This is a genomic window from Streptococcus taonis, from assembly GCF_029948085.1.
GTDB classification, from domain to species: Bacteria; Bacillota; Bacilli; order Lactobacillales; family Streptococcaceae; genus Streptococcus; species Streptococcus taonis.
Map to the genome: position 1 here is coordinate 1 of NZ_JARZZP010000016.1, position 23817 is coordinate 23817.

Annotated in this window: 23 protein-coding genes and 2 pseudogenes; 15 read left to right on the forward strand and 10 right to left on the reverse strand. The window is 40.3% G+C overall.

The annotated features are described in order from the left end of the window. Positions 1-325 precede the first annotated feature (325 nt). From QEZ38_RS08565 to QEZ38_RS08605, 9 genes are all read left to right on the forward strand, one after another. On the forward strand, positions 326-616 hold the full coding sequence (locus QEZ38_RS08565; RefSeq protein WP_049548796.1) for a thiamine-binding protein: 291 nt from the start codon (positions 326-328) through the stop codon (positions 614-616). Next, complete coding sequence (locus tag QEZ38_RS08570) at positions 579-1337, forward strand: ABC transporter permease (RefSeq protein ID WP_281335638.1); 759 nt, start codon at positions 579-581, stop codon at positions 1335-1337. The genes QEZ38_RS08565 and QEZ38_RS08570 overlap by 38 nt, the downstream gene beginning before the upstream one ends. 37 nt (positions 1338-1374) lie before the next feature. Beyond that, a complete protein-coding gene (locus tag QEZ38_RS08575; protein WP_281335639.1) occupies positions 1375-2382 on the forward strand; it encodes an ABC transporter substrate-binding protein in 1008 nt (335 codons plus the stop codon). Next, complete coding sequence (locus QEZ38_RS08580; protein ID WP_281335640.1) at positions 2382-3110, forward strand: ABC transporter ATP-binding protein; 729 nt, start codon at positions 2382-2384, stop codon at positions 3108-3110. The genes QEZ38_RS08575 and QEZ38_RS08580 overlap by 1 nt, the downstream gene beginning before the upstream one ends. A 115-nt stretch (positions 3111-3225) precedes the next feature. After that, complete coding sequence (locus QEZ38_RS08585) at positions 3226-3684, forward strand: CtsR family transcriptional regulator (RefSeq protein WP_281335641.1); 459 nt, start codon at positions 3226-3228, stop codon at positions 3682-3684. Positions 3685-3690: 6 nt separating this feature from the next. Continuing rightward, positions 3691-6123, forward strand: coding sequence for an ATP-dependent Clp protease ATP-binding subunit (locus QEZ38_RS08590; RefSeq protein WP_281335642.1), 2433 nt, complete (start codon positions 3691-3693; stop codon positions 6121-6123). 247 nt (positions 6124-6370) lie between these two features. Beyond that, on the forward strand, positions 6371-7429 hold the full coding sequence (locus QEZ38_RS08595; protein WP_281335643.1) for an AAA family ATPase: 1059 nt from the start codon (positions 6371-6373) through the stop codon (positions 7427-7429). A 9-nt stretch (positions 7430-7438) separates the two neighbouring features. Beyond that, positions 7439-8215, forward strand: a complete 777-nt coding sequence (gene pnuC / locus QEZ38_RS08600) for a nicotinamide riboside transporter PnuC (protein ID WP_281335644.1) — start codon at positions 7439-7441, stop codon at positions 8213-8215. 1 nt (position 8216) lies between these two features. After that, positions 8217-8990: an NUDIX domain-containing protein gene (locus QEZ38_RS08605; RefSeq protein WP_281335645.1), complete on the forward strand. Its 774-nt coding sequence runs from the start codon at positions 8217-8219 to the stop codon at positions 8988-8990. 199 nt (positions 8991-9189) lie between these two features. Here the strand turns inward: QEZ38_RS08605 and QEZ38_RS08610 are convergent, their stop codons facing one another. Continuing rightward, on the reverse strand, positions 9190-9420 hold the full coding sequence (locus tag QEZ38_RS08610; RefSeq protein ID WP_281335646.1) for a hypothetical protein: 231 nt from the start codon (positions 9418-9420) through the stop codon (positions 9190-9192). A gap of 280 nt (positions 9421-9700) precedes the next feature. Here QEZ38_RS08610 and QEZ38_RS08615 point away from each other — a divergent pair, with 280 nt between their 5' ends. The 3 genes and pseudogenes from QEZ38_RS08615 to QEZ38_RS08625 all read left to right on the forward strand — a co-directional run. Continuing rightward, the gene (locus tag QEZ38_RS08615; protein ID WP_075231143.1) at positions 9701-10393 is read left to right on the forward strand and encodes a hypothetical protein; all 693 of its coding nucleotides are present in this window, start codon (positions 9701-9703) and stop codon (positions 10391-10393) included. Positions 10394-10605: 212 nt separating this feature from the next. Next, on the forward strand, positions 10606-11292 hold the full coding sequence (locus QEZ38_RS08620; RefSeq protein WP_281335647.1) for a YoaK family protein: 687 nt from the start codon (positions 10606-10608) through the stop codon (positions 11290-11292). A gap of 107 nt (positions 11293-11399) precedes the next feature. Next, positions 11400-11740, forward strand: a pseudogene (locus QEZ38_RS08625) (group II intron maturase-specific domain-containing protein); the annotation flags it as partial. A 75-nt stretch (positions 11741-11815) separates the two neighbouring features. Here QEZ38_RS08625 and QEZ38_RS08630 read toward each other — a convergent pair. The 9 genes and pseudogenes from QEZ38_RS08630 to QEZ38_RS08670 form a co-directional block, all read right to left on the reverse strand. Beyond that, positions 11816-12619, reverse strand: coding sequence for a Fic family protein (locus tag QEZ38_RS08630; RefSeq protein WP_281335648.1), 804 nt, complete (start codon positions 12617-12619; stop codon positions 11816-11818). Positions 12620-12783: 164 nt separating this feature from the next. After that, positions 12784-12924: pseudogene (locus QEZ38_RS08635) on the reverse strand (DNA cytosine methyltransferase); the annotation flags it as partial. 86 nt (positions 12925-13010) lie between these two features. Further along, the gene (locus QEZ38_RS08640; protein ID WP_281335649.1) at positions 13011-13856 is read right to left on the reverse strand and encodes a DNA adenine methylase; all 846 of its coding nucleotides are present in this window, start codon (positions 13854-13856) and stop codon (positions 13011-13013) included. Between the two features lie 2 nt (positions 13857-13858). Beyond that, positions 13859-15598: an ATP-dependent nuclease gene (locus tag QEZ38_RS08645; protein WP_281335650.1), complete on the reverse strand. Its 1740-nt coding sequence runs from the start codon at positions 15596-15598 to the stop codon at positions 13859-13861. Between the two features lie 44 nt (positions 15599-15642). Then, the gene (locus QEZ38_RS08650; RefSeq protein ID WP_281335651.1) at positions 15643-18291 is read right to left on the reverse strand and encodes a valine--tRNA ligase; all 2649 of its coding nucleotides are present in this window, start codon (positions 18289-18291) and stop codon (positions 15643-15645) included. Continuing rightward, the gene (locus QEZ38_RS08655; protein WP_281335652.1) at positions 18284-18862 is read right to left on the reverse strand and encodes an AAA family ATPase; all 579 of its coding nucleotides are present in this window, start codon (positions 18860-18862) and stop codon (positions 18284-18286) included. The genes QEZ38_RS08650 and QEZ38_RS08655 overlap by 8 nt, the downstream gene beginning before the upstream one ends. Next, a complete protein-coding gene (locus QEZ38_RS08660; protein WP_281335653.1) occupies positions 18862-19422 on the reverse strand; it encodes a GNAT family N-acetyltransferase in 561 nt (186 codons plus the stop codon). Before QEZ38_RS08660 ends, QEZ38_RS08655 begins: the two co-directional genes overlap by 1 nt. After that, positions 19409-19987 carry a flavin reductase family protein gene (locus QEZ38_RS08665; protein WP_281335654.1) on the reverse strand — a complete coding sequence of 193 codons (579 nt, stop codon included), beginning with the start codon at positions 19985-19987 and terminating at the stop codon, positions 19409-19411. Before QEZ38_RS08665 ends, QEZ38_RS08660 begins: the two co-directional genes overlap by 14 nt. Positions 19988-20359: 372 nt before the next feature. Beyond that, entirely contained in the window at positions 20360-20755 is a 396-nt protein-coding gene (locus QEZ38_RS08670; RefSeq protein WP_281335655.1) for a helix-hairpin-helix domain-containing protein, read from the reverse strand. Between the two features lie 215 nt (positions 20756-20970). Between QEZ38_RS08670 and QEZ38_RS08675 the strand changes: the two genes are divergently transcribed. The 3 genes from QEZ38_RS08675 to rseP are packed head-to-tail and all read left to right on the forward strand — an operon-like array spanning position 20971 to position 23813. Continuing rightward, positions 20971-21723: an undecaprenyl pyrophosphate synthase gene (locus QEZ38_RS08675; RefSeq protein WP_075231150.1), complete on the forward strand. Its 753-nt coding sequence runs from the start codon at positions 20971-20973 to the stop codon at positions 21721-21723. An 8-nt stretch (positions 21724-21731) separates the two neighbouring features. Further along, the gene (locus QEZ38_RS08680) at positions 21732-22535 is read left to right on the forward strand and encodes a phosphatidate cytidylyltransferase (RefSeq protein ID WP_153225267.1); all 804 of its coding nucleotides are present in this window, start codon (positions 21732-21734) and stop codon (positions 22533-22535) included. A 21-nt stretch (positions 22536-22556) separates the two neighbouring features. Next, on the forward strand, positions 22557-23813 hold the full coding sequence (gene rseP / locus QEZ38_RS08685) for an RIP metalloprotease RseP (RefSeq protein ID WP_281335656.1): 1257 nt from the start codon (positions 22557-22559) through the stop codon (positions 23811-23813). Positions 23814-23817: the final 4 nt, after the last annotated feature.

The following is a 23817-nucleotide window of genomic DNA, read 5'->3' on the forward strand; positions in this document are numbered from 1 at the left end:
TACCTCTATTATACGACTTTACACAAAGAAAAGCCCTTAGAAACTTGACTTCCAAGGACTTTGTCTTCAATCTGAGAGACGGTTTGCCGTCTCTTTTTCTGTAAGCAGTTTCCTTGACATCTTGTTTGTTTTACGTTATCATATGTCCATATAATATATGGGAGTCTGTGTACAGTCTGAGAGGAAGTGTTAAACTTCGACCGCACCTGATCTGGGTAATGCCAGCGTAGGGAACGAAACTTAGCCGAATCATGCACCTTTTTCATATATGAAAGAGGTTTTTCTTTTTTCATAAAGAAAAACTGTAAATTAAAAGGAGGTTTTAATGAAAGCAAGCATTGCTTTACAAGTCCTGCCCCTGTCACAGGGGATTGACCGCATAGCTGTAATTGATAAGGTCATTGCTTATCTGCAAGCTCAAGAAGTGACCATGGTGGTGACACCATTTGAAACGGTCTTGGAGGGGGAGTTTGATGAGCTTATGCGCATTCTCAAAGAAGCGTTAGAAGTGGCGGGGCAAGGAGCAGACAATGTTTTTGCCAATGTGAAAATAAATATAGGAGAGATTTTAAGCATCGATGAGAAACTTGAAAAGTATAATGAGACGGCATATTAGTCTGCTAGGATTTTTGGGTGTCTTATCTCTTTGGCAGGTGGCGGGATTCTTAAAACTCTTACCAAAGTTCATCTTGCCGACACCACTTGAAATCCTCCAGTCTTTTGTTCGTGACAGAGAATTTCTCTGGTACCATAGTTGGGCAACCTTGAGAGTAGCTTTGCTAGGTTTAGTGTTGGGAGTCTTGATAGCCTGTATCATGGCTGTTCTTATGGATAGTTTGGGCTGGCTCAATGACTTGATTTATCCTATGATGGTAGTTGTCCAGACCATACCGACCATTGCCATAGCACCCATTCTAGTTTTATGGCTGGGGTATGGGATTTTGCCCAAGATTGTCTTGATTATCTTGACGACAACCTTCCCGATTATTGTCAGTATTCTAGATGGATTTAGGCATTGTGATAAGGATATGCTGACCTTATTTAGTCTGATGCGAGCCAATCCTTGGCAAATCCTTTGGCATTTTAAGATCCCGGTTAGCCTGCCCTACTTTTATGCAGGTCTGAGGGTTAGTGTTTCCTACGCCTTTATCACAACAGTGGTATCTGAGTGGTTGGGAGGCTTTGAAGGACTAGGTGTCTATATGATTCAGTCCAAGAAACTGTTTCAGTATGATACCATGTTTGCCATTATTATTTTGGTATCGCTGATCAGCCTTTTGGGTATGAAGTTGGTTGATATTAGTGAAAAATATGTGATTAAATGGAAACGTGCTTAAAATAGAGCGTTTTGGAAAAAGAAAAGAGGAAATAAAAATGAAGAAAACATGGAAAGTGTTTTTAACGATTGTAACAGCTTTTGTAGCTATTTTGCTTGTGGCCTGCGGCCAAGGAACTGCTTCTAAGGATAACAAAGAAGCAGAACTCAAAAAAATTGACTTTATCCTAGACTGGACACCAAATACCAACCATACAGGGCTTTATGTAGCCAAAGAAAAAGGTTATTTCAAGGAAGCTGGGGTGGATGTTGACTTGAAATTGCCACCAGAAGAAAGCTCATCAGACTTAGTTATCAATGGCAAGGCGCCGTTTGCTATCTATTTCCAAGACTACATGGCTAAGAAATTGGAAAAAGGAGCAGGCATTACCGCCGTTGCAGCGATTGTAGAGCATAATACATCAGGGATCATCTCTCGTAAGTCTGACAATATCAACAGTCCAAAAGACTTGGTTGGTAAGAAATACGGAACTTGGAATGACCCAACTGAGCTTGCTATGCTGAAAACCTTGGTAGAATCTCAGGGTGGAGACTTTGAGAAGGTCGAAAAAGTACCAAACAACGACTCAAACTCAATCACACCGATTGCCAATGGCGTTTTTGATGCTGCCTGGATTTATTATGGTTGGGATGGACTTCTTGCAAAATCGCAAGGTGTGGATGCCAACTTTATGTACTTGAAAGATTATGTCAAGGAGTTTGACTACTACTCACCAGTTATCATCGCTAACAACGATTATCTCAAGGACAACAAAGAAGAAGCTCGCAAAGTCATCCAAGCCATCAAAAAAGGCTACCAATATGCTATGGAGCACCCAGAAGAAGCTGCAGATATCCTCATTAAGAATGCCCCTGAACTCAAGGATAAACGTGACTTTGTCATCGAATCTCAGAAATACTTGTCAAAAGAATACGCAAGCGACAAGGACAAATGGGGACAATTTGATGCGGACCGCTGGAATGCCTTCTACAAATGGGATAAGGAAAATGGAATCCTCAAGGAAGACTTGACTGATAAAGGATTTACCAACGAATTTGTAAAATAATGACAGAAATTAGACTAGAACACGTAAGCTATGCCTACGACAATGAAAAGATTTTAGAGGATATCAACCTAGAAGTGACTTCAGGTGAGGTGGTCTCTATCCTAGGACCCAGTGGTGTAGGAAAGACCACACTCTTTAACCTGATTGCAGGCATTTTAGAAGTCCAGTCAGGACGAATCATTCTTGACGGAGAGGAAAATCCCAAGGGGCGCGTGAGTTATATGCTACAAAAGGATCTGCTCCTGGAGCACAAGACTGTGCTAGGAAATATCATCTTGCCCCTCTTGATCCAAAAGGTGGATAAGGCAGAAGCCATTGCCCGTGCAGATGAAATCCTTGCTACCTTTCAGTTGACGGCTGTACGGGACAAGTATCCTCATGAGCTTAGTGGCGGGATGCGCCAGCGTGTGGCCTTACTTCGCACTTACCTATTTGGGCACAAGCTCTTTCTTTTAGATGAGGCCTTTAGTGCCTTGGATGAGATGACCAAAATGGAGCTTCATGCCTGGTATCTTGATATTCATAAACAGCTAGGCCTGACGACACTCATCATTACGCATAGTATCGAGGAGGCCCTTAACCTTAGCAATCGTATCTATATCTTGAAAAATCGCCCTGGGCAGATTGTTTCAGAAATTGAACTAGATTGGTCTGAAGACGAGGACAAGGAAGTCCAAAAGATTGCCTACAAACGTCAAATCTTGGCAGAATTAGGCTTAGATAAGTAGAAAGATAGGGAGTTGGTGAGGATTATTCATTACCAGCCCCTTTTTCTTTTAAAAATGAAAAAATTTCGGTATAATAGTCAAAGATAGTCAAGGTTTAAAGAGAGGTGGGTTTGTTATGAGACTTAAAAATACATCAGATCATATTGAGGCCTACATCAAGGCAATTTTAGATCAATCTGGTATTGTGGAGTTGCAACGGAGTCAGTTGGCAGATACTTTCCAGGTTGTTCCTAGTCAGATTAACTATGTGATTAAGACTCGTTTTACAGAAAGCAGGGGATACTTGGTTGAAAGTAAGCGTGGTGGTGGTGGCTACATTCGTATAGGTCGGATTGAATTCTCAAACCACCATGAAATGCTTCGCGATTTACTGTATTCGGTGGGCGAAGAAGTTAGCCTAGCTATCTTTGAAGATGTTTTAAGACTCTTGTTTGAGCAGGATTTGGTGACTCGTCAGGAGATGAATCTATTATTAGCGATGGCGACAGACCGAGTTCTAGGTGAGGATGCCAATCTTATCCGTGCCAATATGCTCCGACAGTTATTACAAGAGGTAGATAGAAAAGGAAAATAGAACTAAATGAAATATTCAAAAGCATTGAAAGAATGTATAGACAGTGCCTTTCTGGTCGCAAGTCATTTTGGGGCAGAATACCTAGAGTCTTGGCACCTATTGATTGCTATGGCCAATCATAGTTACAGTGTAGCTGGGGCGACTTTAAACGAATTTCCTTATGAGATTGATCGCCTGGAGGAAGTTGCTGTAGAGCTGACTGAAACAAAGTATAGCGATAAGGAAAATTATCAGGAGTTGCCTTTTTCACACCGTTTGAAGGTATTGTTGTTGGAAGCAGAGCACGTTGCTTCTGTCGTTCATGCCAAGGTATTAGGAACAGAGCACGTGCTTTATGCTATCTTACATGATGGCAATGCCTTGGCTACTCGTATTCTAGAAAAAGCGGGATTTTCTTACGAAGATCAGAAGGATCAGGTCAAGATTGCTGGACTTCGTCGTAGTCTTGAAGCGCGTGCTGGTTGGACTAGAGATGATTTGAAGGCCCTTCGTCAACGCCATCGTACGGTAGCGGACAAGCAAAATTCTATGGCTAATATGATGGGCATGCCACAGACCCCAAGTGGAGGTTTGGAGGATTATACGCATGACCTTACGGAGCAAGCCCGTTCAGGCAAATTGGAACCAGTCATCGGTCGTGACCAAGAAATCTCTCGTATGATTCAAATCTTGAGTCGTAAGACCAAAAATAATCCTGTCCTGGTTGGAGATGCGGGTGTGGGTAAAACAGCTTTGGCACTTGGTCTTGCGCAACGTATTGCCAATGGAGATGTTCCAGCTGAAATGGCTAAGATGCGAGTTTTAGAGCTTGACTTGATGAATGTTGTTGCTGGGACTCGTTTCCGTGGTGATTTTGAAGAACGTATGAACAATATCATCAAAGATATTGAGGAAGATGGCCAGGTCATCCTCTTTATCGATGAGCTTCATACCATTATGGGTTCAGGAAGTGGGATTGATTCGACCTTGGATGCGGCCAATATCCTGAAACCTGCCTTGGCACGTGGAACTCTGAGAACTGTCGGTGCGACTACTCAGGAAGAGTATCAAAAGCACATCGAAAAAGACGCAGCCCTTTCTCGTCGCTTTGCAAAGGTGATGATTGAGGAGCCAAGCTTAGCAGATAGTATGGCTATTTTGCAGGGCTTGAAAGCAACTTATGAGAAGCACCACCATGTCCAAATTACAGACGATGCAGTCGAAACAGCTGTCAAAATGGCACATCGTTATTTGACGAGTCGTCATTTGCCAGACTCAGCAATTGATCTTTTGGATGAAGCGGCAGCAACAGTGCAAAATAAATCGAAACACGCTAAACAAGAAGAGTCAGGTTTAACACCAGCTGATAAGGCCTTGATGGATGGCAAATGGAAGCAAGCAGCTCAGCTCATTGCAAAAGAACAGGAAATACCTGTTTATAAAGATGTAGTAGAAGAATCTGATATTTTGATCACCTTGAGTCGCTTGTCAGGTATCCCAGTTCAAAAACTTACCCAAACGGATGCCAAGAAATACTTGAATCTGGAAGCTGAACTGCACAAACGTGTCATCGGTCAAGATCAAGCTGTTTCAAGCATTAGCCGTGCCATTCGCCGCAATCAGTCAGGGATTCGCAGTCATAAGCGTCCGATTGGTTCCTTTATGTTCCTAGGACCTACGGGTGTCGGAAAGACCGAATTGGCCAAGGCTCTAGCAGAAGTTCTCTTTGATGATGAATCAGCCCTTATCCGCTTTGATATGAGTGAGTATATGGAGAAATTCGCGGCCAGCCGTCTTAACGGAGCTCCTCCAGGTTATGTAGGTTACGAAGAAGGCGGAGAGTTGACTGAGAAGGTTCGCAATAAACCTTACTCAGTTCTGCTCTTTGACGAGGTTGAAAAGGCTCACCCAGACATCTTTAATGTGCTTTTACAGGTTTTGGATGATGGTGTCTTGACGGACAGTAAAGGTCGCAAGGTTGACTTCTCTAATACCATTATCATCATGACGTCAAACCTTGGTGCGACAGCCCTTCGTGATGATAAAACAGTTGGATTTGGAGCTAAGGATATTCGTTTTGACCAAGAAAATATGGAAAAACGTATGTTTGAGGAGCTGAAAAAGGCTTATCGTCCAGAGTTTATCAACCGTATTGATGAGAAGGTAGTCTTCCATAGCTTGTCAAGTCAAGATATGCAGGAAGTAGTTAAGATTATGGTCAAACCATTGATTGCAAGCCTGGCAGAAAAAGGAATTGACTTGAAACTCCAAGCATCTGCCCTTAAACTTCTAGCTCAGCAAGGCTATGATCCAGAGATGGGGGCTCGTCCACTTCGTAGAACTTTGCAAACGGAAGTGGAAGACAAACTTGCAGAGCTTCTTCTTAAAGGTGAATTGGAAGCTGGCAAGACTCTGAAAATTGGTGTTAAAGCTGGTCAATTAAAATTTGAAATTGTTTAAAAATGTGAGGTTGGAACAGATTGTTTCAGCCTCTTTTTTGAAAAGTTGTTGCCCAAATAGCTACTTGGATTGTGCATTTATTTTAAGGATTTCAAAACAGAATTCTCCTGATCAGGTTTTGCATATCAAGTAAAAAAATCTTATCATGTAGCAATGTTTTTATAAAAAATAATAAAAAAGTGTTGACAAAGACAGAAGGATGAATTATAATAAAAAATATAAAAAGTTATAAAAAGGTTGAACAGATATGAAAAAGAGTATAGCGGTGGTTTTTGGCACCTTTGCTCCCTTACATCAAGGGCATATTGATTTAATCCAAAGAGCAAAACGTCAATGTGATGCTGTATGGGTGGTAGTTTCAGGTTATAAGGGGGATCGTGGTGAACAGGTAGGGCTTACACTACAAAAGAGATTTCGCTATATTCGTGAAGCTTTTCGAGATGATGAGTTGACCTCTGTTTGTAAACTTGACGAAAGCAATATTCCACGCTATCCGATGGGCTGGCAGGAGTGGTTGGATCAGATGTTGCAGGCCATTTCCTATGACCATACTAGTGAGGAGCTTATCTTTTTTGTAGGAGAGTCCGAATACCAACAAGAATTGTCAAAACGTGGTTTTGAGACTGTTCTACAGGAAAGAAAATTTGGAATTTCGGCTACCATGATTCGAGAAAATCCAAGTAAATATTGGAAATATATCGCTCAACCATTCCGCCGTCAGTTTACGAAAAAAGTGTTGATTATGGGAAGTGCTAGTAATGGGAAAACAACTCTAGCAAAGGATTTAGCTCGCTTCTATGATGCGCCAGTCAGTCTGGAATATGCTCGTGAGTATCAGATAAAAAATAATGTCCGAGATGATGAGCTTACCCCAAAAGATTATTATTACCTTCTTTTGGGCCAATATGACCAAACTTCCAAGTTAATCGATAGCAATGCCAATCGAGGCTTGGTCATTGCAGACACCAACTCATTGGTAACCAAGGGTTACTACGATTACTACATGGAAACTGAAGAGCAGGGGGACTTGTCCGTAGAAACCTTTGATAATCTCTTCGTTTCCATCTTAGCCAAGGAAAAGTGGGATTTAATCCTCTTTGTGCAACCTGTTGGCTCTTATGTCAATGATGGTTTTCGAGACATGACCATGGCAGAAGACCATATCCGTCATAGTTTTTCTCAGCATTTGGATATGATGAGGGAGCAATATCTGCCTACTATCCCTCATGTTTATCTAGCTGATGACTATCTAGGAAATTATGAAGCAGCAAAAGTAGCTATCGATGCTATTTACCAAGCAGATTAGGAGAAGAAAATGAAAAAAATAACTGAAAAAATTACTCGATTTATCGCAAACTTTAAAAATGTTCACGCAGAAGCTCGTAAAATTGGTTTTGCAGGAGTTATGCGTTTGCTTTGGAAAGACCTCTTTGTGGGACGCAGTCTTTTCCAGTGGCTCTATTTGATTGTTTTATCAAGTGTCCCTCTTATTCTGGAGTTTACACAAAACACGGAAAGTCATGATTGGGTTGGCCTTTTGGCCTCTTGGACAGGGATTGTCTGCGTTATCTTGGTAGCTGAAGGTCGGGCAAGCAACTACCTTTTTGGAGCTATTAACTCTGCTATCTACTTGGTATTGGCCATGGATGCCACTTTCTATGGTGAAGTATTGACCACAGTTTATTTCTTTGTGATGCAGCCTATTGGTCTCTATACTTGGTTGTCTAATCGGATCAATGAGCAAGGAAGACCAGAGGAGTCTCACTTTGAAGCTAAGAAACTCGGTCTGATTGATTGGCTCAAGTACTTGGCCTTGACTGCTATCATCTGGATTGGCATGGGATTAGCCTACCAAAGTATCAGCAGTGCTCGTCCTTTCCGTGACAGTGTTACCGATGCGACCAATGGTGTTGGTCAGCTCTTGATGACACGTCTTTACCGTGAGCAATGGATTTTCTGGATTGCAACCAATCTCTTTAGTATCTACCTCTGGTGGGGTGAAAATATCCATATCCAAGGGATGTACTGGGTCTACACCATCAATAGTCTAGTCGGTTGGTACCAATGGACTAAGGCTGTCAAGGAGGGATAAGATGGCTGAAACGATAATCCCGGCTGGAATGACAGAGAGAGAATATTTTGAGATTCATGCGACTGAGAAGGAATTTTTAGACTGGTACTGCAAACAGGATCTTCCTCAGTATGAAAAACCGAGCGTGACGGTGGATATGGTAGCTTATTGCTTTGTGGAAGGGAAAATCAAACTCTTGCTGATTCGTCGCAAGGCTCATCCTTATCAAAACTGCTTGGCTCTGGTCGGTGGTTTTATGGATAAGAGTGAAGATGCAAGGCATGCTTGCCAGCGTGAGGTGCGAGAGGAGGTTAACCTCGACCTTCCTTTGGAAAAAATCGAACAGTTGATGACAGTGTCTACTCCAGGTCGTGATCCGCGGGGCTGGACGGTTACTATCGCCCATTTGGTGTATCTACCTAGCCGCGCACTTGATCTCGTTCAAGCTGGAGATGATGCCAAGGATGTGGTTTTTGTCGATGTCGATTTTCAGACGGGCAAGTGCTTCTTAGAGGGACTAGAGCTGGGGGAGCAAGACTTCGCCTTTGACCATTATGCCATTATCCAAGAGTCTATTAAACGAATCCAAGGACGTCTTGACTGGAATCCGACCTTCCTCTATCTGCTAGAGGAGAAATTCACTGTCTATGAAGGAACCGAATTAGTCAATCTCATCAACCCAGGACGACCAATCGTCAGCAATAACTTTCTCGTAAAATACGGTGAATATGTAGAAGAAGTTGGGCTCAAACGAGTGCCTAAAAAGAAACCAAGAAAAACCTATCGATTAAAATAAAAAGATTGGGGTTCGAAATCGATAGCCCAAGTCTTGGTTTCCTAGTTTCAGTCCTGAGAAGTTTCAACAAATCCGATGGCTGGTTGAGCTTGAGAATAGAGAAAATACAGTTTGTGTCAAAAGTCAATTCAGCTATCGTGTCAAAGACTTATTAGTCATAAAAAAACGAGGTCGGGATTTTTTCCCGACCTCTTGTTGTTTAAGGATGTTTATCTTTATTAGAATTGCTCATGATTCGAATGAATAAATCTTTGTATTTATATTTTAAATAATGTTCGTGTAAGTACATTAGAGACACATAAACAATCATGAAAATAGTGGTTAAGTAGAACAAATCAAATGTGGTCTGGGCGTAGCGACTTGCAGACTGATAAGAGCAGAAAGCATCTAAAATCAACCAAGGAAGATACTTGTAATATTTGCTTAACATAAGCCTACACCTCCAATATCCTATTTCAATTTTATTATAGTCTTTCAAGAAAAAAATGCAAGCGATTACACTTTGAAATATAGCACTTTGTCAGGAAGAACTTTTGTGTTTTTTTAAATTCTTTACGAATAAAAGATATAGGAGGAGTAAGAAAATAAATGTACTAAAAAATAATTCTAAAAAATTTTAGATAAATAGTTGACAGATTTTAAAACAAACATTACAATAATGTTACAAAAACATTTCTTAACATTTCAAAAATGTTACAAAGGAGCAAAAAATGAAAAATAAAACTTCTATCAAATTAATGGCCGCAACTGTACTCGCTTCAACATTACTATTGGGGGCTTGTGGTAATAAGAAAGAAAATACCACAAGTGATAGTTCTAGCAAGACAACACAAGCATCTTCTAGTTCTAAGGCAAGTTCTTCAAGTAAAGAGAACAAGACTCAGAAGTCCTCAAGTTCAGCTTCATCAGAAAAAGCTAAATCATCATCTTCCGATCAGTCAACGACTACTGCTAATCAATCGCAAGCAACACCAGCACCAGAAACAAGACAGAGTCAAGAAGCTTCTAACCAACAGGCATCTTCGCAAACTCCCTCAAATCAACAAGGTTCTCAAGCACAGACTAGCCAGTCGACTTATGACCCAACTACTGACCGCAAACTTCAAGATAAGCAAGCAGAACACAACAAACGTTACAAGGGTGTTCTAACCATGGTTGATGGAGATTTCTCTGCCGCAGCTGGCAACTGGAAGGGGGCTAATGGCGAGACTATCACTGTCTCATCAGGTGGTCAATTTACAGTAGAATCTGCTGATGGTAAGAAAGAAAACTACTCTATCCAAGGCTATGCCTATACTCTTGATGATGGTAAATATAATGCCAAAATTGGTGGTGGAAAAGTCATTCAAATTATAACAGGCGCAGATGGCACTGTTTCAAGTGTTACTTTGATTAAGCCATAGACTCCAGTACTGACATAATTTGTTTAAAAATAGTTTAGTTGATGAGTGCCTACAGCATTTGAAGTTGATAAGACGTCATAAATGAACTCCAGAGATGAGACTAACTTGGGAGTATATCTAATCATATCTACCTGAACTAACCGTTTTTCACTTAGTTTCTTTCAGAGAAAGTGGTATAATGAAAAAATCAAAGGGAAACGAGTGATGAATCAATGCCAGATAAATTAATTTTACCTCAAAACACACGACTCATGGGAGTGTTCCTTGGCTTTATCGGTGGTTCTTTGGATGTATTCTGTCACATCCAGTACCATAGTTTGGTGGCAACGCAGACAGGGAACATTCTCCTACTGATATCAGATTGGCACGATTCACATGTCATCAATACTATGTTGAGATTCTGCTCGATTATATTCTTTTCCCTAGGCTTTCTTTTTGCCTTACACATGAAAGAATATCGCAAAACAGCCTACTGGCGGGTTAAGATGCTACTTCCCTTATTTATCGGGACCCTTGTACTTCCCTTCTTTTCTCGCTTTCCTCTATTAGAAGTTCCTTTTATTGCTTTTGGAACAGGCATGATGATGCTAACATTTACGGGTAGTTTGATTGAAGATCATCCCTATGTCATTTTTATGACCTCTGGAAATTACCGAAAAATGTTGACTGCTTTGTATCGCATCGTTAGAGGAGAAGGAGATGTTCAAGAATATCGTCGCCAATCCTTGAACTATGGAATTGTTGTAGGAAGTTTCGTAGTGGGTGCCATTAGCTTGGCTGTATCTATGCATTTTTTTCATGAATGGTCTATCTGGATTGTCAGCTTCAATTTGTTTTTGATCATGTCCTACTATATTGCTAGAGTGAAGCAACTCGATTTGCAAGATGAAAATATATAAAAAACGGCAAATCTCAATTTGAGGGATTTGCTATTTTTGTTACGATGGTCATGTCGTACATCTGAGTAGGAAGTCCTCCGTGGGCTCCTCGCTACCAGTGAACTTTTGAGCAACTGAATTTGTCCATTCGGGGATGGATAAACTATTTCTCATTGGGATATATAAAGAACATCGTCACCAGCATAGATGAGCAATTGCGTACTCACCTATGAGTGATTATCTGAAAGGAATGGAAGAAGAAACCTAGGTAACTGTGGGTCCTACTTAAGTTAGGAATTCCTAAATGGATAGCAGATAAGGTATCTGGCTGGGGTGACCACTATCAATTAGGGCTCAAAGGTCGGTACTTAAACGTGATATATCAAAACCAGTCCTCGAAAAGCGCGGACTGGTTTCTTACTTGGTTTACTACCTTGAACGGCATGTACCATGGTGTGAGTGGGGTTAGTCTTAGCCAATCTTCCATATGATAATATGTATTTAACTAGAAATATTTATTTCATTTTCTCCTGAAATTTTAGTATTAGGATTTTGAGAGATCAAGTTCTAGATACATCTTTTCTGAAGACAGATCGTTTTGAGCACCGAGCAAGAGATTTTCAAAAAAAGCTGTTAAAAACTCAGGACGTCTCTGTAAGATCCTTGCATTATCTAATACCAAGGCATCACGAAAATACTTGGCATGTTGCTGAAGTGGTGTATTATCAATATCAAAACCAAACTCACGAAGATACTGAATCAAAAAGACCGTTACCGTCCGAGTGTTTCCTTCGCGAAATGGATTAATCTGCCAGATTCCTGAAATAAAATGTTGGATTTGTTTAACCATATCCGCCTGGGTTAATGTCGCATATGCAACTTGTTTTTCCTGATTAAAATCATAATCCAAGGTCATTTGAATCATGGGGTAATCAGAGTACACAACACTTTCACCATTCAAAACAGGTTCATTCTTTGTAATATTTGTCTGACGAAATTGCCCCACTGGAATAGAGGCTTCAAATATATCCTGAAACAATTCCTTATGAATAGCAAGTAGGGTTGCAGGACTGAAGCTAAAGCCTCTTCGAGATAATAGTTCCACTATACGAAGAGAAACCAAGTCTGCCTCCTCCGTGCTTGCATCAATAGTATGATGATAAGCCGTTGCATCTTCATAAACCTGCTCGTAAGTCAGTTCACCCTGGGCCTGCTTCTCAGCCAAAGATTCCATATAAGCTGATGGGACTAGATTATCAACCTTCTGTAGACCAAAACCAATCTGCCATAAATCACGCTTAGCTTCATAAGACAAGTTTGGATTGTCAATGTTGTAAGTTGGTTGCATAGAAAGGTCCTTTCAATTCTTTTTCTGCATCATCGGTAAAGGGTGAAATTTAGTAGGAACTGTTTTAAATTATAAAAAGCATTCACAATAAGTTATACCCAACATCCCATGCGCTCATCCGGAATGTCCTTTGGATGAATGGTTTGATTAAACGAATAATTCTAGCGTGCATACTTATCAAACTCATTGGCATACACCACTCTGAACTCGTTGGTCTGTTCAAATCCCAACTCAATTCCCCCAACACCTGATAAGAAAGCTACAATGTTGTTTTCGTGCGGGTTTGAATTGAAAAAATTTGTTATGTAGTACCCTGCTTTCTAGAATTTTACCTTTGGTTATATTAAAGAGATATCTTGTGAAATAATATATTTAAATGATAAAGTGATAATTATATGTCGTAATTATAAATAATTAATTCGCTCGCTGGAACTCGACAAGATCCATTTCTATTAATTTTTCTAGGGACATTAATTTTTTTAATTTTAAATATACTATCATTACTATATAAATCCAAGATTTCGTCAGTAAAGGAATTAGATACTAAAAATTTAATTCCTCTTTTATGAAGCCTGATACAAATATCTCTTAACTCCTTTTGTTTTTCAATTGGGAATCCTAATTCTGTGTATCCCGTGAATGAAGAGGAATTAAGTGGTAAATAGGGTGGATCAAAATATACAAAACTTCCTTTCCTTAGATGCTTTAGTGCCAACTTATAATCTCCCGTCATCATTTTTAAATCAGCTGTATTGAAGTAATAAGAAATACCATTAATCATTTCTTCATTTATTATCTGGGGATTCTTATGTCTACCATAAGGGGTATTGAATTGCCCCAGTTGATTTACTCTAAAAAGGCCATTGTAACATGTCTTGTTTAAGTAAATAATTCGAGAAGCTCTTTCTATATCTGTTAATTCACTAAAAGATTCCAACCTATCTAATTCTCGAATATTGTAAAAATAATCTTTAGAATTATTATTTTTGTGATTATAAAGATTATCAATGAGAGCCTGAGGATTTTCCTTAACAACTTTATAAACATTCATTAATTCTGAATTGTAATCATTAATAATCGCACGCTTAGGCTGTAGATCAAATAATAAGGCACCTCCACCTAAAAAAGGTTCAACATAAACAGTAATATCAGTAGGTAAATGCTCTCTGATTACATCTAGTAACTGTCTTTTCCCTCCTGCCCATTTTAAAATAGGTTTTAATCGAGTTGTTCCCATCACTAAAATACCTCATCAGAATAAAAAAATGAATTAAGTCTATCTAAAAGCCAACTTTTATTCATTCTTTCTCTATCTATATTTTGAGAAAGGTCACCTTTCATTTTTCCTTCTGGATAATTAATACTGTGATACGAGATAAATTCTTTAGTTAAATCCATAAGGTTTTTCTGTCCATGTTTGCTAGACAAAAACCTAACAAATTCTTGCTGTTTTGCAGAAAAATCTTCAGAAGTCTTCTTTAATGTTTCAACCAGTAAATCTTCGTCAAATACCATATCTTCAATTTCTTTACCACTATCAATACTATAAACTTCAATTTCAAAATTTCTAAATTTACTTATTTCACTATTAATCTTTTTCTTTGCTTTCTCCCCTGCTGGATCACCATCTAACAAGATAAATATCTTTCTATGTACCTGACTTACTTTATCTAAATACACTAGAATTGATACTACTGATTCTGCTCCACTTCCGACAAAATTAAAATCTAAATCATTTTCATCATTCTTATATTTTTCATATCGTATTTGCGGTCGATATGGTTTTGACTCTAAAATATATTCAATATAATTTTTATCCGTCTTTCCTTCACATATTATAATTTCTCTGTGGTCATCTACTTCATCTAATAAACCATAATTTTTTAATACTTGATTTTTAATTTCATTAGTAAACTTGCTAACTACAGAATTTTTCACAATATCAAAATCATTCTTACTTCGTTGATATGATTGCTTCCTTTTACTCTGCCGAATGTTATAAAATCTAAAGATAGGATTATTCACTTCTTTTAAAAATTCTCGTGAATGAGTAGTTATGAATAACTGTGATTTATTGTTTTCATTATTCACTAGTTCTAAAATAGAATCTTTTAAACCTGTTGTTAAAAGTGGGTATAGAAAAGCTTCAGGTTCATCTAATAGAATTATTTTATTATGTTTCTGAAAAATCTCATTTAGTAAAAAGAATGTTAACAAAATGACAGATGTTCGTTGTACCCCTGCTCCTTTAGCATCAATAATCTGAGCGTAATCATCATCTAACTTCAACGAAATATTTTTCAGGAGAAATTCTGTGATTTTTGCTTGATCATCAATTACTAACTTTGGCTTTATTTCAATATGATTTTCTCTAAATAATTTAAACTCATTATCTAAATCCGACTCGATATCATTAATATGTTCTTTAAAAGTACCTAGTAACAAATCATACTGTCTTTCAAACTCTTCTACAGTTTGTTTAATTTTTTTATGCTTTTTCTTAAAATACTCTAGTACCATATCGTTTAACAAAGAAAATGCCTGACTAGACAAGTCTTGGTCTGTTGTACTTAGATACACACATTTAAATTTGGTGTTTAGATATTTTTTTATTTTGCTACTCGAGTTTAATTTTGCATGTTTTGAATTCGTCTTGTAAAGTTCCGACTCTTCTTTATTAAGATTGCAATAAATTTGATACTTACTTTCTTTACCAGTTTCTAATTCATCATCAATAAAGTCTACGGTAATAACAGGATCTTTACTAGCACCTTTAGTAATTTCCTTAATAGCATTTCTATCAATACTTGGATTGTAGGACTTAGGATTAAAAAATAAATTAATAGCTCTTAAAACGTTTGTTTTTCCAACGTTATTTCGACCCGCAAAAATATTTAAAACATCAAGTTCCCTAATAATATTTTCTTCATTAGTAAATGATCTAAAATTACTAATTTTTATTTGAGAAATTTTTATCATATCTTATTTTCCTATATATCTTAACTAATGTTATTTACGATGCCCTAGACCAACTTCTTCATCTCATCAATACGTGCGACGGTCGCGTCGTATTTAGCTTGGTAGTCGGCTTGCTTGTCACGTTCTTTTTGGACGACTTCTGGTTTGGCATTGGATACGAAGCGTTCGTTAGAGAGCTTCTTACCAACCATGTCCAGTTCTTTTTGCCATTTAGCCAGTTCCTTGTCGAGACGAGCCAGTTCTTCTTCGACATTGAGGAGGTCAGCCAGTGGCAAGTAGATTTCTGCTCCTGTGATGACGCTTGACATTGCGAGTTCGGGTGCAGGGATGTTTGATGCGATTTCCAAGTGTTCTGGATTTGTGAAGCGTTTGATGTAGTTGACATTGCTGTTAAAGAAGGCTTCCAAGTCGCTATCGCTTGTCTTCACAAGGATGGTGATAGGCTTGCTTGGTGCAACGTTTACTTCCGCACGCGCATTACGAACAGCACGGATCAAGTCTTTGAGACTTTCGACACCAGTATGGGCAGCAAGGTCTTCAAAGGCTGGGTTAACAGTAGGGTATTCTGCTGTAACGATAGAGCTTTCTGAGATTTGTCCAAAGATTTCCTCTGTCACGAATGGCATGATTGGGTGAAGGAGACGTAGGATCTTGTCCAAAGTGTAAAGGAGAACAGAACGTGTGATGACTTTCTCTTCTTCGTTATCGCTATAAAGGACTTCCTTGGTCAACTCAACATACCAGTCCGCAAACTCGTCCCAGATGAAGTTATAGAGGATGTGTCCGGCAACACCAAACTCAAACTTATCAAAGTTTTCAGTGACTTTTCCGATAGTTTCATTGAGGTTGTGGAGAATCCAGCGGTCTGTAACATTTCCAGCTTCCTTGTTGGCAACTTTTTCCACATTGGCAGTTGCTTGCTCAAGAGTCAATCCTTCATTGTTCATGAGGATGTAGCGAGAGATGTTCCAAATCTTGTTAATGAAGTTCCATGAAGCATCCATTTTCTCGTAAGAGAAGCGCACGTCTTGACCTGGAGCAGAACCGTTTGAAAGGAACCAACGAAGAGCATCGGCACCGTATTTCTCGATGACATCCATTGGGTCAATCCCGTTACCGAGAGATTTAGACATCTTGCGTCCTTGCTCATCACGGATAAGACCGTGGATAAGGACATTTTGGAATGGCTGACGGCCAGTGAATTCCAATGATTGGAAGATCATACGAGACACCCAGAAGAAGATGATATCGTAACCTGTTACCAAGGTTGACGTTGGGAAGTAACGTTTGAAGTCTTCTGAGTCGACATCAGGCCAGCCCATGGTTGAGAATGGCCAAAGGGCAGAACTGAACCACGTATCCAAGACGTCTTCATCCTGAGTCCATCCGTCACCTTCAGGTGCTTCTTCACCGACGTACATTTCACCCTCAGCATTGTACCAAGCAGGGATTTGGTGACCCCACCAGAGCTGACGAGAGATTACCCAGTCGTGGACATTTTCCATCCATTGGAGGAAGGTATCGTTGAAACGAGGTGGGTAGAATTCTACCTTGTCTTCTGTATCTTGGTTGGCAATAGCATTTTTAGCCAATTGGTCCATCTTGACGAACCACTGTGTAGACAAGCGTGGTTCAACCACTACACCTGTACGTTCTGAGTGACCAACACTGTGGACACGTTTTTCGATTTTGACGAGGGCACCGATTTCTTCCAACTTAGCAACGACGGCCTTACGAGCTTCGAAACGATCCATGCCTGCAAATTCGAAGGCCAAGTCATTCATAGTCCCGTCGTCGTTCATGACGTTGACTTGTGGTAAGTTGTGACGTTGACCAACCAAGAAGTCATTTGGATCGTGGGCAGGCGTGATTTTCACGACACCCGTACCAAACTCAGGATCTGCGTGTTCATCACCAACGATTGGTATGAGTTTATTAGCGATTGGAAGGATGACGTTTTTACCAATCAAATCCTTGTAACGTGGGTCTTCTGGATTGACTGCAACCGCAACGTCCCCAAACATGGTCTCCGGGCGAGTGGTCGCAACTTCAAGGACGCGTGAACCGTCTTCTAGCATATAGTTCATGTGGTAGAAGGCACCTTCGACGTCCTTGTGGATAACCTCGATATCGGAAAGGGCTGTGCGAGCTGCTGGGTCCCAGTTGATGATAAACTCACCACGGTAGATCCAGCCTTTTTTGTAAAGGTCCACAAAGACCTTGCGAACGGCTTTTGACAAACCTTCGTCAAGCGTGAAACGCTCACGAGAGTAGTCTACAGAGAGCCCCATCTTGCCCCATTGTTCCTTGATGGTAGTGGCATATTCGTCTTTCCATTCCCAGACTTTCTCGAGGAATTTCTCACGACCAAGGTCGTAACGGCTGATGCCCTCGCCACGCAAGCGCTCCTCAACCTTAGCCTGAGTTGCAATCCCAGCGTGGTCCATACCAGGAAGCCAAAGGGTGTCAAAACCTTGCATCCGTTTTTGACGGATGATGATATCTTGCAAAGTTGTATCCCAAGCGTGACCAAGGTGGAGTTTCCCAGTTACGTTTGGTGGTGGAATAACGATTGAATAAGGCTTAGCCTTTTGATCTCCTGAAGGCTTGAAAACATCAGCGTCAAGCCATTTTTGGTAACGACCAGCCTCAACCTCGGCTGGATTGTATTTAGGTGAAAGTTCTTTAGACATGTGTTTGTCCTTTCTCTATTGTTTTCATTTTTTCTTGAATCTGCTTTGCAACTTTTTCTGCGGACAGATTCGTATTATCAATTTTAAGGTAGTGGTGAAGACCACTCGGTTGCTTTTGAGAATTAAGTTGATTCGTTTTATCAGTCTCTAAAATTTCTCTTTCAGATACTTCAAAATACCGTTTCAAGGGTTTGTATTTCAACCGATTCTCCGTCCGATTTCTACGTAAGCGCTCCTCAAGAGACGTTTCTAATTCGACAAAAAGAATCTCTTGATGATACTCATTTAACAAATCTTGAATATCCTTCAAATACATCAGATGGTATTGATTTGAAAAATCAGTTACACCTGTTAAAATCACCGACCGATGATATCTAGCACTCGTTTCAAGAAAAGAAAAGTTAATTCTACGAACAAGTTCCCACATTTCCTCTGAAAAATCTTGATAGATTTCGAGTGCAAAATCAATGGGTTGATGGTTGAAAAAGAGAGTCGCACCGGTGAGTTTCGAAAGTTCCTGACCAATGGTCATTTTCCCTGAGGCTGGTGCTCCAATAATGAAAACATGCATCAATCCGCCTCCCACTCACTCTTCAGCAAACCATATATCAGACTGTCACAGCGGTTTCCTTGAATATCTTTACGGTCTCGGATTCGAGCTTCGAGGGTAAATCCAAGTTTTTCTGCGACTCGTTGACTTTGGACATTATAACCAAAACAATTCAGCTCAATCTTGTGAAGACCCAAATCTTTAAAACCTAAGTCAATCAAGGCACGGGCTGCTTCTGGCACATAACCTCGACCCCAATAGTCTGGGTGCAAGGTATAGCCAATCTCCAGCACATCGTCTTCGTGGCGACGATTGAAGTCAACAGAGCCGATGATTGTATCCGTCCCTTTGACAACAATTCCATAGCCAGCTGGGAGATTTTCCTTTTGATTGCGATCAGGAAGGATATGCTCCAGATAATAAATCTCGTCTTCCAAGGTCTTGACGGGTGGAAAACCTGCTGGGTAAGAGACTTCTGGACGCCTAGCATAGTCAAAGATATCCTCAGCATCCGGCACGGTACGGACTCGTAAGACCAGTCGCTCCGTTTCGATTTTTTCTGGCAGTTCAGCTCTTGTCATCCTTCTTCCTCGCTTTCTTAATGAAGCTCCCCATGGGATTGACTCGGTCATCCAGATAACGGTAAACGCGTTGATGACTGTCCCCCATAAAGTAAGTTGGGGCAAAGCGGTCATTTTTAAAATGCTCTTTATCGTCCAAGAGCTCTGGATCAGCCAGTCGCTCGAGAATCTTGGCAAAGATATGGCAGATGCCATCTTCCTCGATAATCCGATCTACCTGACAGTCCAATACGACTGGACATGCCTCTAAAATCGGGGCCTGAGTCCGTACAGAAATCTCGTAGTCAAGCCCTAGGTATTTTAACTTTTCCCGATGGCTGATAAAACCAGCCTGCTCCATTTCGAGCATGAAGTTTTCATCAGGGATGTTTACGGTAAACTGTTGATAATGCTTAATCTGGTCAGCCGCATTTTCCTCAGCGCCAACACCAATGACCAGCCAATCTCCCAGGCTATAAGAGGAACTGCAGGTCGTGATATTGTGCCCAAAGTTCTTGTCCTGATATCCCAAGATAAAGATAGGAAAACCATAGTAGAGCTTGCTGGTGTTAAAAGATTGTTTCATGACAACCTCCTTTGGCTAGGGGTCTAAAATAAAAATCGCCCCTGCCATCAATCTGACAGGGACGAATGTGTTAATCCGCGGTACCACCCAATTTCGGGCAGATGCCCGCAACTTTAATCTTCTTGTTTCTCTTTTGTTATGACGGCTTAGTTCGCTTTGGCCTACTTGAGTACAGCCTGCAACTCGCTGTCTAGTCCTAAAAGGAAACAAAAAGATTTATATTTCAATTTTTAATTTCATCCATTAGCAACCAGTTTTGACACATTTGTGGACTTCTCAGCACCGCCACTTTCTGTATAATGTGGGATTCAAAACACCTCTAATGGCTTTATTTTAACAAGTTTTTGACGGAAATGCAAGGGACAAGAAAGATTACTTGAACTTGATGCCGTTTTCTTTTAATTTCTTGATCGTAGCTGGACCGATTCCTTTCAAGGCAAGGAGTTCTTTCTCTGTCCAGTTTTTGAAGTCAGCAGCAGATTTGATACCTTCATCGTAGAAAGTTTTAGCACGGTCAAGTGGAAGTCCGCCTAGGTTAGATGCGAACTCTTCAACAGAAGTCGTAACCTTGTGGGCTTGCTCTTTAGTTGCTTCTACAGCTTTTTCTACTTGCTTAGAGACAGCTTTTCCAGCCTCGCTTGCTGCATTTTCTGCATGTTTAACGACTTTCTTTGTTTCTTCGACAACCTTGTTTACAGTGCTTGAAAATGCACCTGAGCGACGTAGGCTGTTTCTCAATTGTTTTTTACGTTGGAGTGTCTTTGACATGATAAAATCCTTTCAATAAAAAATCCCTGTGGCTGAACAAGGATCGAATCTCTATGGTTTTATTGTATCAACTTTCTTTAGGAATTGCAAGGCTTGGTATACTGGAAATATAGGAGATATATGGGAAATTTCACCGTAGAATGATAGACGATAATAGAAGAAAAATGAAAAATATGGTATAATGAAACGATAGATTTTTGAATAGGAATACAATCATGTTTGGATTTTTAAAAAAAGATAAAGCAACAGAAGCCCCCACAATGGTGCCTGACCACATCGGTGTTATTATGGATGGGAATGGCCGTTGGGCTAAAAAACGGATGCAGCCACGTGTCTTTGGGCATAAGGCTGGGATGGATGCATTGAGAAAGGTAGCGATTGCTGCTAGTGATATGGGTGTCAAAGCCTTGACGGTCTATGCCTTCTCAACTGAAAATTGGACACGTCCAGACCAGGAAGTCAAGTTTATCATGAACTTACCTGTTGAATTTTATGATAAGTTTGTTCCCGAATTGCATCAGAAGAACATGAAGATTCAAATGATTGGGGAGACTGATCGTTTGCCGAAGCAGACTTTTGATGCTCTTAAAAAGGCAGAAGAGCTGACTAAGTTAAATACAGGATTGATTCTCAATTTTGCCCTTAATTATGGTGGACGAGCTGAAATTACACAAGCGGTCAAGTTGATTGCACAGGATGTTTTAGATGCTAAGATCAATCCTGGTGATATCACAGAGGAATTGATTGGGGAATACCTCTTTACGGGACATTTGCCAAAAGTCTTGCGTGATCCTGACTTGATTATTCGGACCAGCGGTGAACTTCGTTTGAGTAATTTCTTGCCTTGGCAGGCTGCTTATAGCGAGCTCTATTTCACGGATGTCTTGTGGCCTGACTTTGATGAGGAAGCCTTGAAAGATGCTATCATCGAGTACAATCGTCGCAACCGTCGTTTTGGAGGAGTTTAGGAGATATTATGATACAGGATTTACAAAAGAGAACCCTTTTTGCTATCTTGGCCTTGGCTATCTTTATCCCAATCTTGGCGATTGGTGGCTTATGGCTCCAGATTGCCATGGGGGTTGTGGCTATGTTGGGAGTACATGAGTTACTGCGCATGAAGGGTTTAAATACCATGACGCCTGAAGGTCTCTTGACTTTACTAGCGACTTTTGCTCTGACCGTACCTTTGGAAAACTACTGGAAGTTTTTACCTGTAGATGGGAATGTTGTAGCTTATAGTGTCGTGATACTGATTTTACTAGGGGCAACAGTCTTCAGCAAGAACTATACTATTGAGGATGCTGTTTTTCCGATTGCCATGAGTTTTTATGTTGGCTTTGGTTTTAATGCTTTGGTCGATGCTCGTATTGCAGGTTTGGATAAGGCGCTTTTGGGACTGTGTATGGTCTGGGCAACCGATAGTGGTGCTTATCTGGTAGGGATGAAGTTTGGTAAGAGAAAGCTAGCTCCGAGAGTTTCCCCTAACAAGACCATAGAGGGTGCTATGGGGGGTATCGTGGCTGCTATGCTAGTGACTTTGATTTTTATGCTAGTTGATAGTACCGTTGCTTTACCTTATGGAATTTACAAAATGATGGTCTTTGCTATTTTCTTTAGTATAGCTGGTCAGTTGGGCGATTTGATTGAAAGTGCTATGAAACGTCACTTTGGTGTCAAAGACTCAGGCAAGTTTATCCCAGGTCATGGTGGGGTATTGGATCGTTTTGATTGCATGCTGGCTGTCTTCCCTATTATGCACCTCTTTGGCTTATTTTAAGGAAAGGTAAATAGAAATTAAATGATAGGATTACTAACATTTATCCTAGTTTTTGGGATTATCGTGGTAGTTCACGAGTTCGGGCATTTTTACTTTGCTAAGAAGTCTGGGATTTTAGTTCGTGAATTTGCCATCGGTATGGGCCCCAAAATCTTTGCCCACATCGGAAAAGATGGAACTGCTTATACCATTCGTCTCCTGCCACTGGGTGGTTACGTTCGTATGGCAGGTTGGGGTGAAGATACGACAGAGATTAAGACTGGAACCCCTGCAAGTCTAACATTGGCAGCGGATGGTAAGGTCAAGCGTATCAATCTCTCTGGTAAAAAGGTTGACCAGACTGCTTTACCCATGCAGGTCACTCAGTTTGATTTTGAGGATAAACTCTTTATTAGAGGCTTGGTCTTGGAAGAGGAAAAGACTTTCTCAGTTGACCATGATGCAACCATTGTGGAAGCTGATGGAACGGAAGTTCGTATCGCTCCCTTAGACGTCCAATATCAAAATGCGACTGTCTGGGGTAAAATGATCACCAACTTTGCTGGCCCTATGAATAACTTTATTCTAGGAGTCATCGTTTTTTGGATCTTGATTTTCATGCAAGGCGGTGTTCGTGATACGCAAACGAATAACTTCAATATTATTCCAGATAGCGCTTTGGCTAAGGTTGGTGTTGAAAATACGGCCCAAATCACTAAGGTCGGCAGTCACGAGATTTCAAACTGGGCAGATTTAATTCAGGCTGTTGATGCAGAAACCAAGGATAAAACAGCGCCTGTTTTGGATGTGACTATTGCTGAGAGTGGAACTGAAAAACAAGTGAGTGTGGCACCTGAAGAAAGTCAAGGTCGTTATATCCTGGGTGTTCAGCCAAGACTCAAATCAGATATCTGGTCCATGTTTATGGGTGGATTTACAAGTGCGGCTGACTCAGCCTTGCGTATTCTCAATGCTTTGAAAAGCTTGATCTTCCAACCAGATTTGAATAAGCTAGGCGGTCCTGTTGCTATCTTTAAGGCAAGTAGTGATGCTGCTAAAAATGGTCTTGAGAATGTCTTGTTCTTCTTGGCTATGATTTCCATCAATATCGGGATTTTTAACTTGATTCCAATCCCTGCGCTAGATGGTGGAAAAATCGTGCTCAATATCCTAGAAGCGATCCGTCGCAAACCACTAAAACAAGAAATTGAAACCTATGTCACTCTGGTTGGAGTTGTCATTATGGTCGTATTGATGCTCGCTGTAACATGGAACGACATCATGCGAACCTTCTTTTAAGAAT

Excerpts from the sequence above, each read along its gene's own strand:
- QEZ38_RS08565 (WP_049548796.1), top strand. The coding sequence starts at position 326 with ATGAAAGCAAGCATTGCTTTACAAGTCCTGCCCCTGTCACAGGGGATT.
- QEZ38_RS08570 (WP_281335638.1), top strand. The coding sequence starts at position 579 with ATGAGAAACTTGAAAAGTATAATGAGACGGCATATTAGTCTGCTAGGA.
- QEZ38_RS08575 (WP_281335639.1), top strand. The coding sequence starts at position 1,375 with ATGAAGAAAACATGGAAAGTGTTTTTAACGATTGTAACAGCTTTTGTA.
- QEZ38_RS08580 (WP_281335640.1), top strand. The coding sequence starts at position 2,382 with ATGACAGAAATTAGACTAGAACACGTAAGCTATGCCTACGACAATGAA.
- QEZ38_RS08585 (WP_281335641.1), top strand. The coding sequence starts at position 3,226 with ATGAGACTTAAAAATACATCAGATCATATTGAGGCCTACATCAAGGCA.
- QEZ38_RS08590 (WP_281335642.1), top strand. The coding sequence starts at position 3,691 with ATGAAATATTCAAAAGCATTGAAAGAATGTATAGACAGTGCCTTTCTG.
- QEZ38_RS08595 (WP_281335643.1), top strand. The coding sequence starts at position 6,371 with ATGAAAAAGAGTATAGCGGTGGTTTTTGGCACCTTTGCTCCCTTACAT.
- pnuC (WP_281335644.1), top strand. The coding sequence starts at position 7,439 with ATGAAAAAAATAACTGAAAAAATTACTCGATTTATCGCAAACTTTAAA.
- QEZ38_RS08605 (WP_281335645.1), top strand. The coding sequence starts at position 8,217 with ATGGCTGAAACGATAATCCCGGCTGGAATGACAGAGAGAGAATATTTT.
- QEZ38_RS08610 (WP_281335646.1), bottom strand. The coding sequence starts at position 9,420 with ATGTTAAGCAAATATTACAAGTATCTTCCTTGGTTGATTTTAGATGCT.
- QEZ38_RS08615 (WP_075231143.1), top strand. The coding sequence starts at position 9,701 with ATGAAAAATAAAACTTCTATCAAATTAATGGCCGCAACTGTACTCGCT.
- QEZ38_RS08620 (WP_281335647.1), top strand. The coding sequence starts at position 10,606 with ATGCCAGATAAATTAATTTTACCTCAAAACACACGACTCATGGGAGTG.
- QEZ38_RS08630 (WP_281335648.1), bottom strand. The coding sequence starts at position 12,619 with ATGCAACCAACTTACAACATTGACAATCCAAACTTGTCTTATGAAGCT.
- QEZ38_RS08640 (WP_281335649.1), bottom strand. The coding sequence starts at position 13,856 with ATGGGAACAACTCGATTAAAACCTATTTTAAAATGGGCAGGAGGGAAA.
- QEZ38_RS08645 (WP_281335650.1), bottom strand. The coding sequence starts at position 15,598 with ATGATAAAAATTTCTCAAATAAAAATTAGTAATTTTAGATCATTTACT.
- QEZ38_RS08650 (WP_281335651.1), bottom strand. The coding sequence starts at position 18,291 with ATGTCTAAAGAACTTTCACCTAAATACAATCCAGCCGAGGTTGAGGCT.
- QEZ38_RS08655 (WP_281335652.1), bottom strand. The coding sequence starts at position 18,862 with ATGCATGTTTTCATTATTGGAGCACCAGCCTCAGGGAAAATGACCATT.
- QEZ38_RS08660 (WP_281335653.1), bottom strand. The coding sequence starts at position 19,422 with ATGACAAGAGCTGAACTGCCAGAAAAAATCGAAACGGAGCGACTGGTC.
- QEZ38_RS08665 (WP_281335654.1), bottom strand. The coding sequence starts at position 19,987 with ATGAAACAATCTTTTAACACCAGCAAGCTCTACTATGGTTTTCCTATC.
- QEZ38_RS08670 (WP_281335655.1), bottom strand. The coding sequence starts at position 20,755 with ATGTCAAAGACACTCCAACGTAAAAAACAATTGAGAAACAGCCTACGT.
- QEZ38_RS08675 (WP_075231150.1), top strand. The coding sequence starts at position 20,971 with ATGTTTGGATTTTTAAAAAAAGATAAAGCAACAGAAGCCCCCACAATG.
- QEZ38_RS08680 (WP_153225267.1), top strand. The coding sequence starts at position 21,732 with ATGATACAGGATTTACAAAAGAGAACCCTTTTTGCTATCTTGGCCTTG.
- rseP (WP_281335656.1), top strand. The coding sequence starts at position 22,557 with ATGATAGGATTACTAACATTTATCCTAGTTTTTGGGATTATCGTGGTA.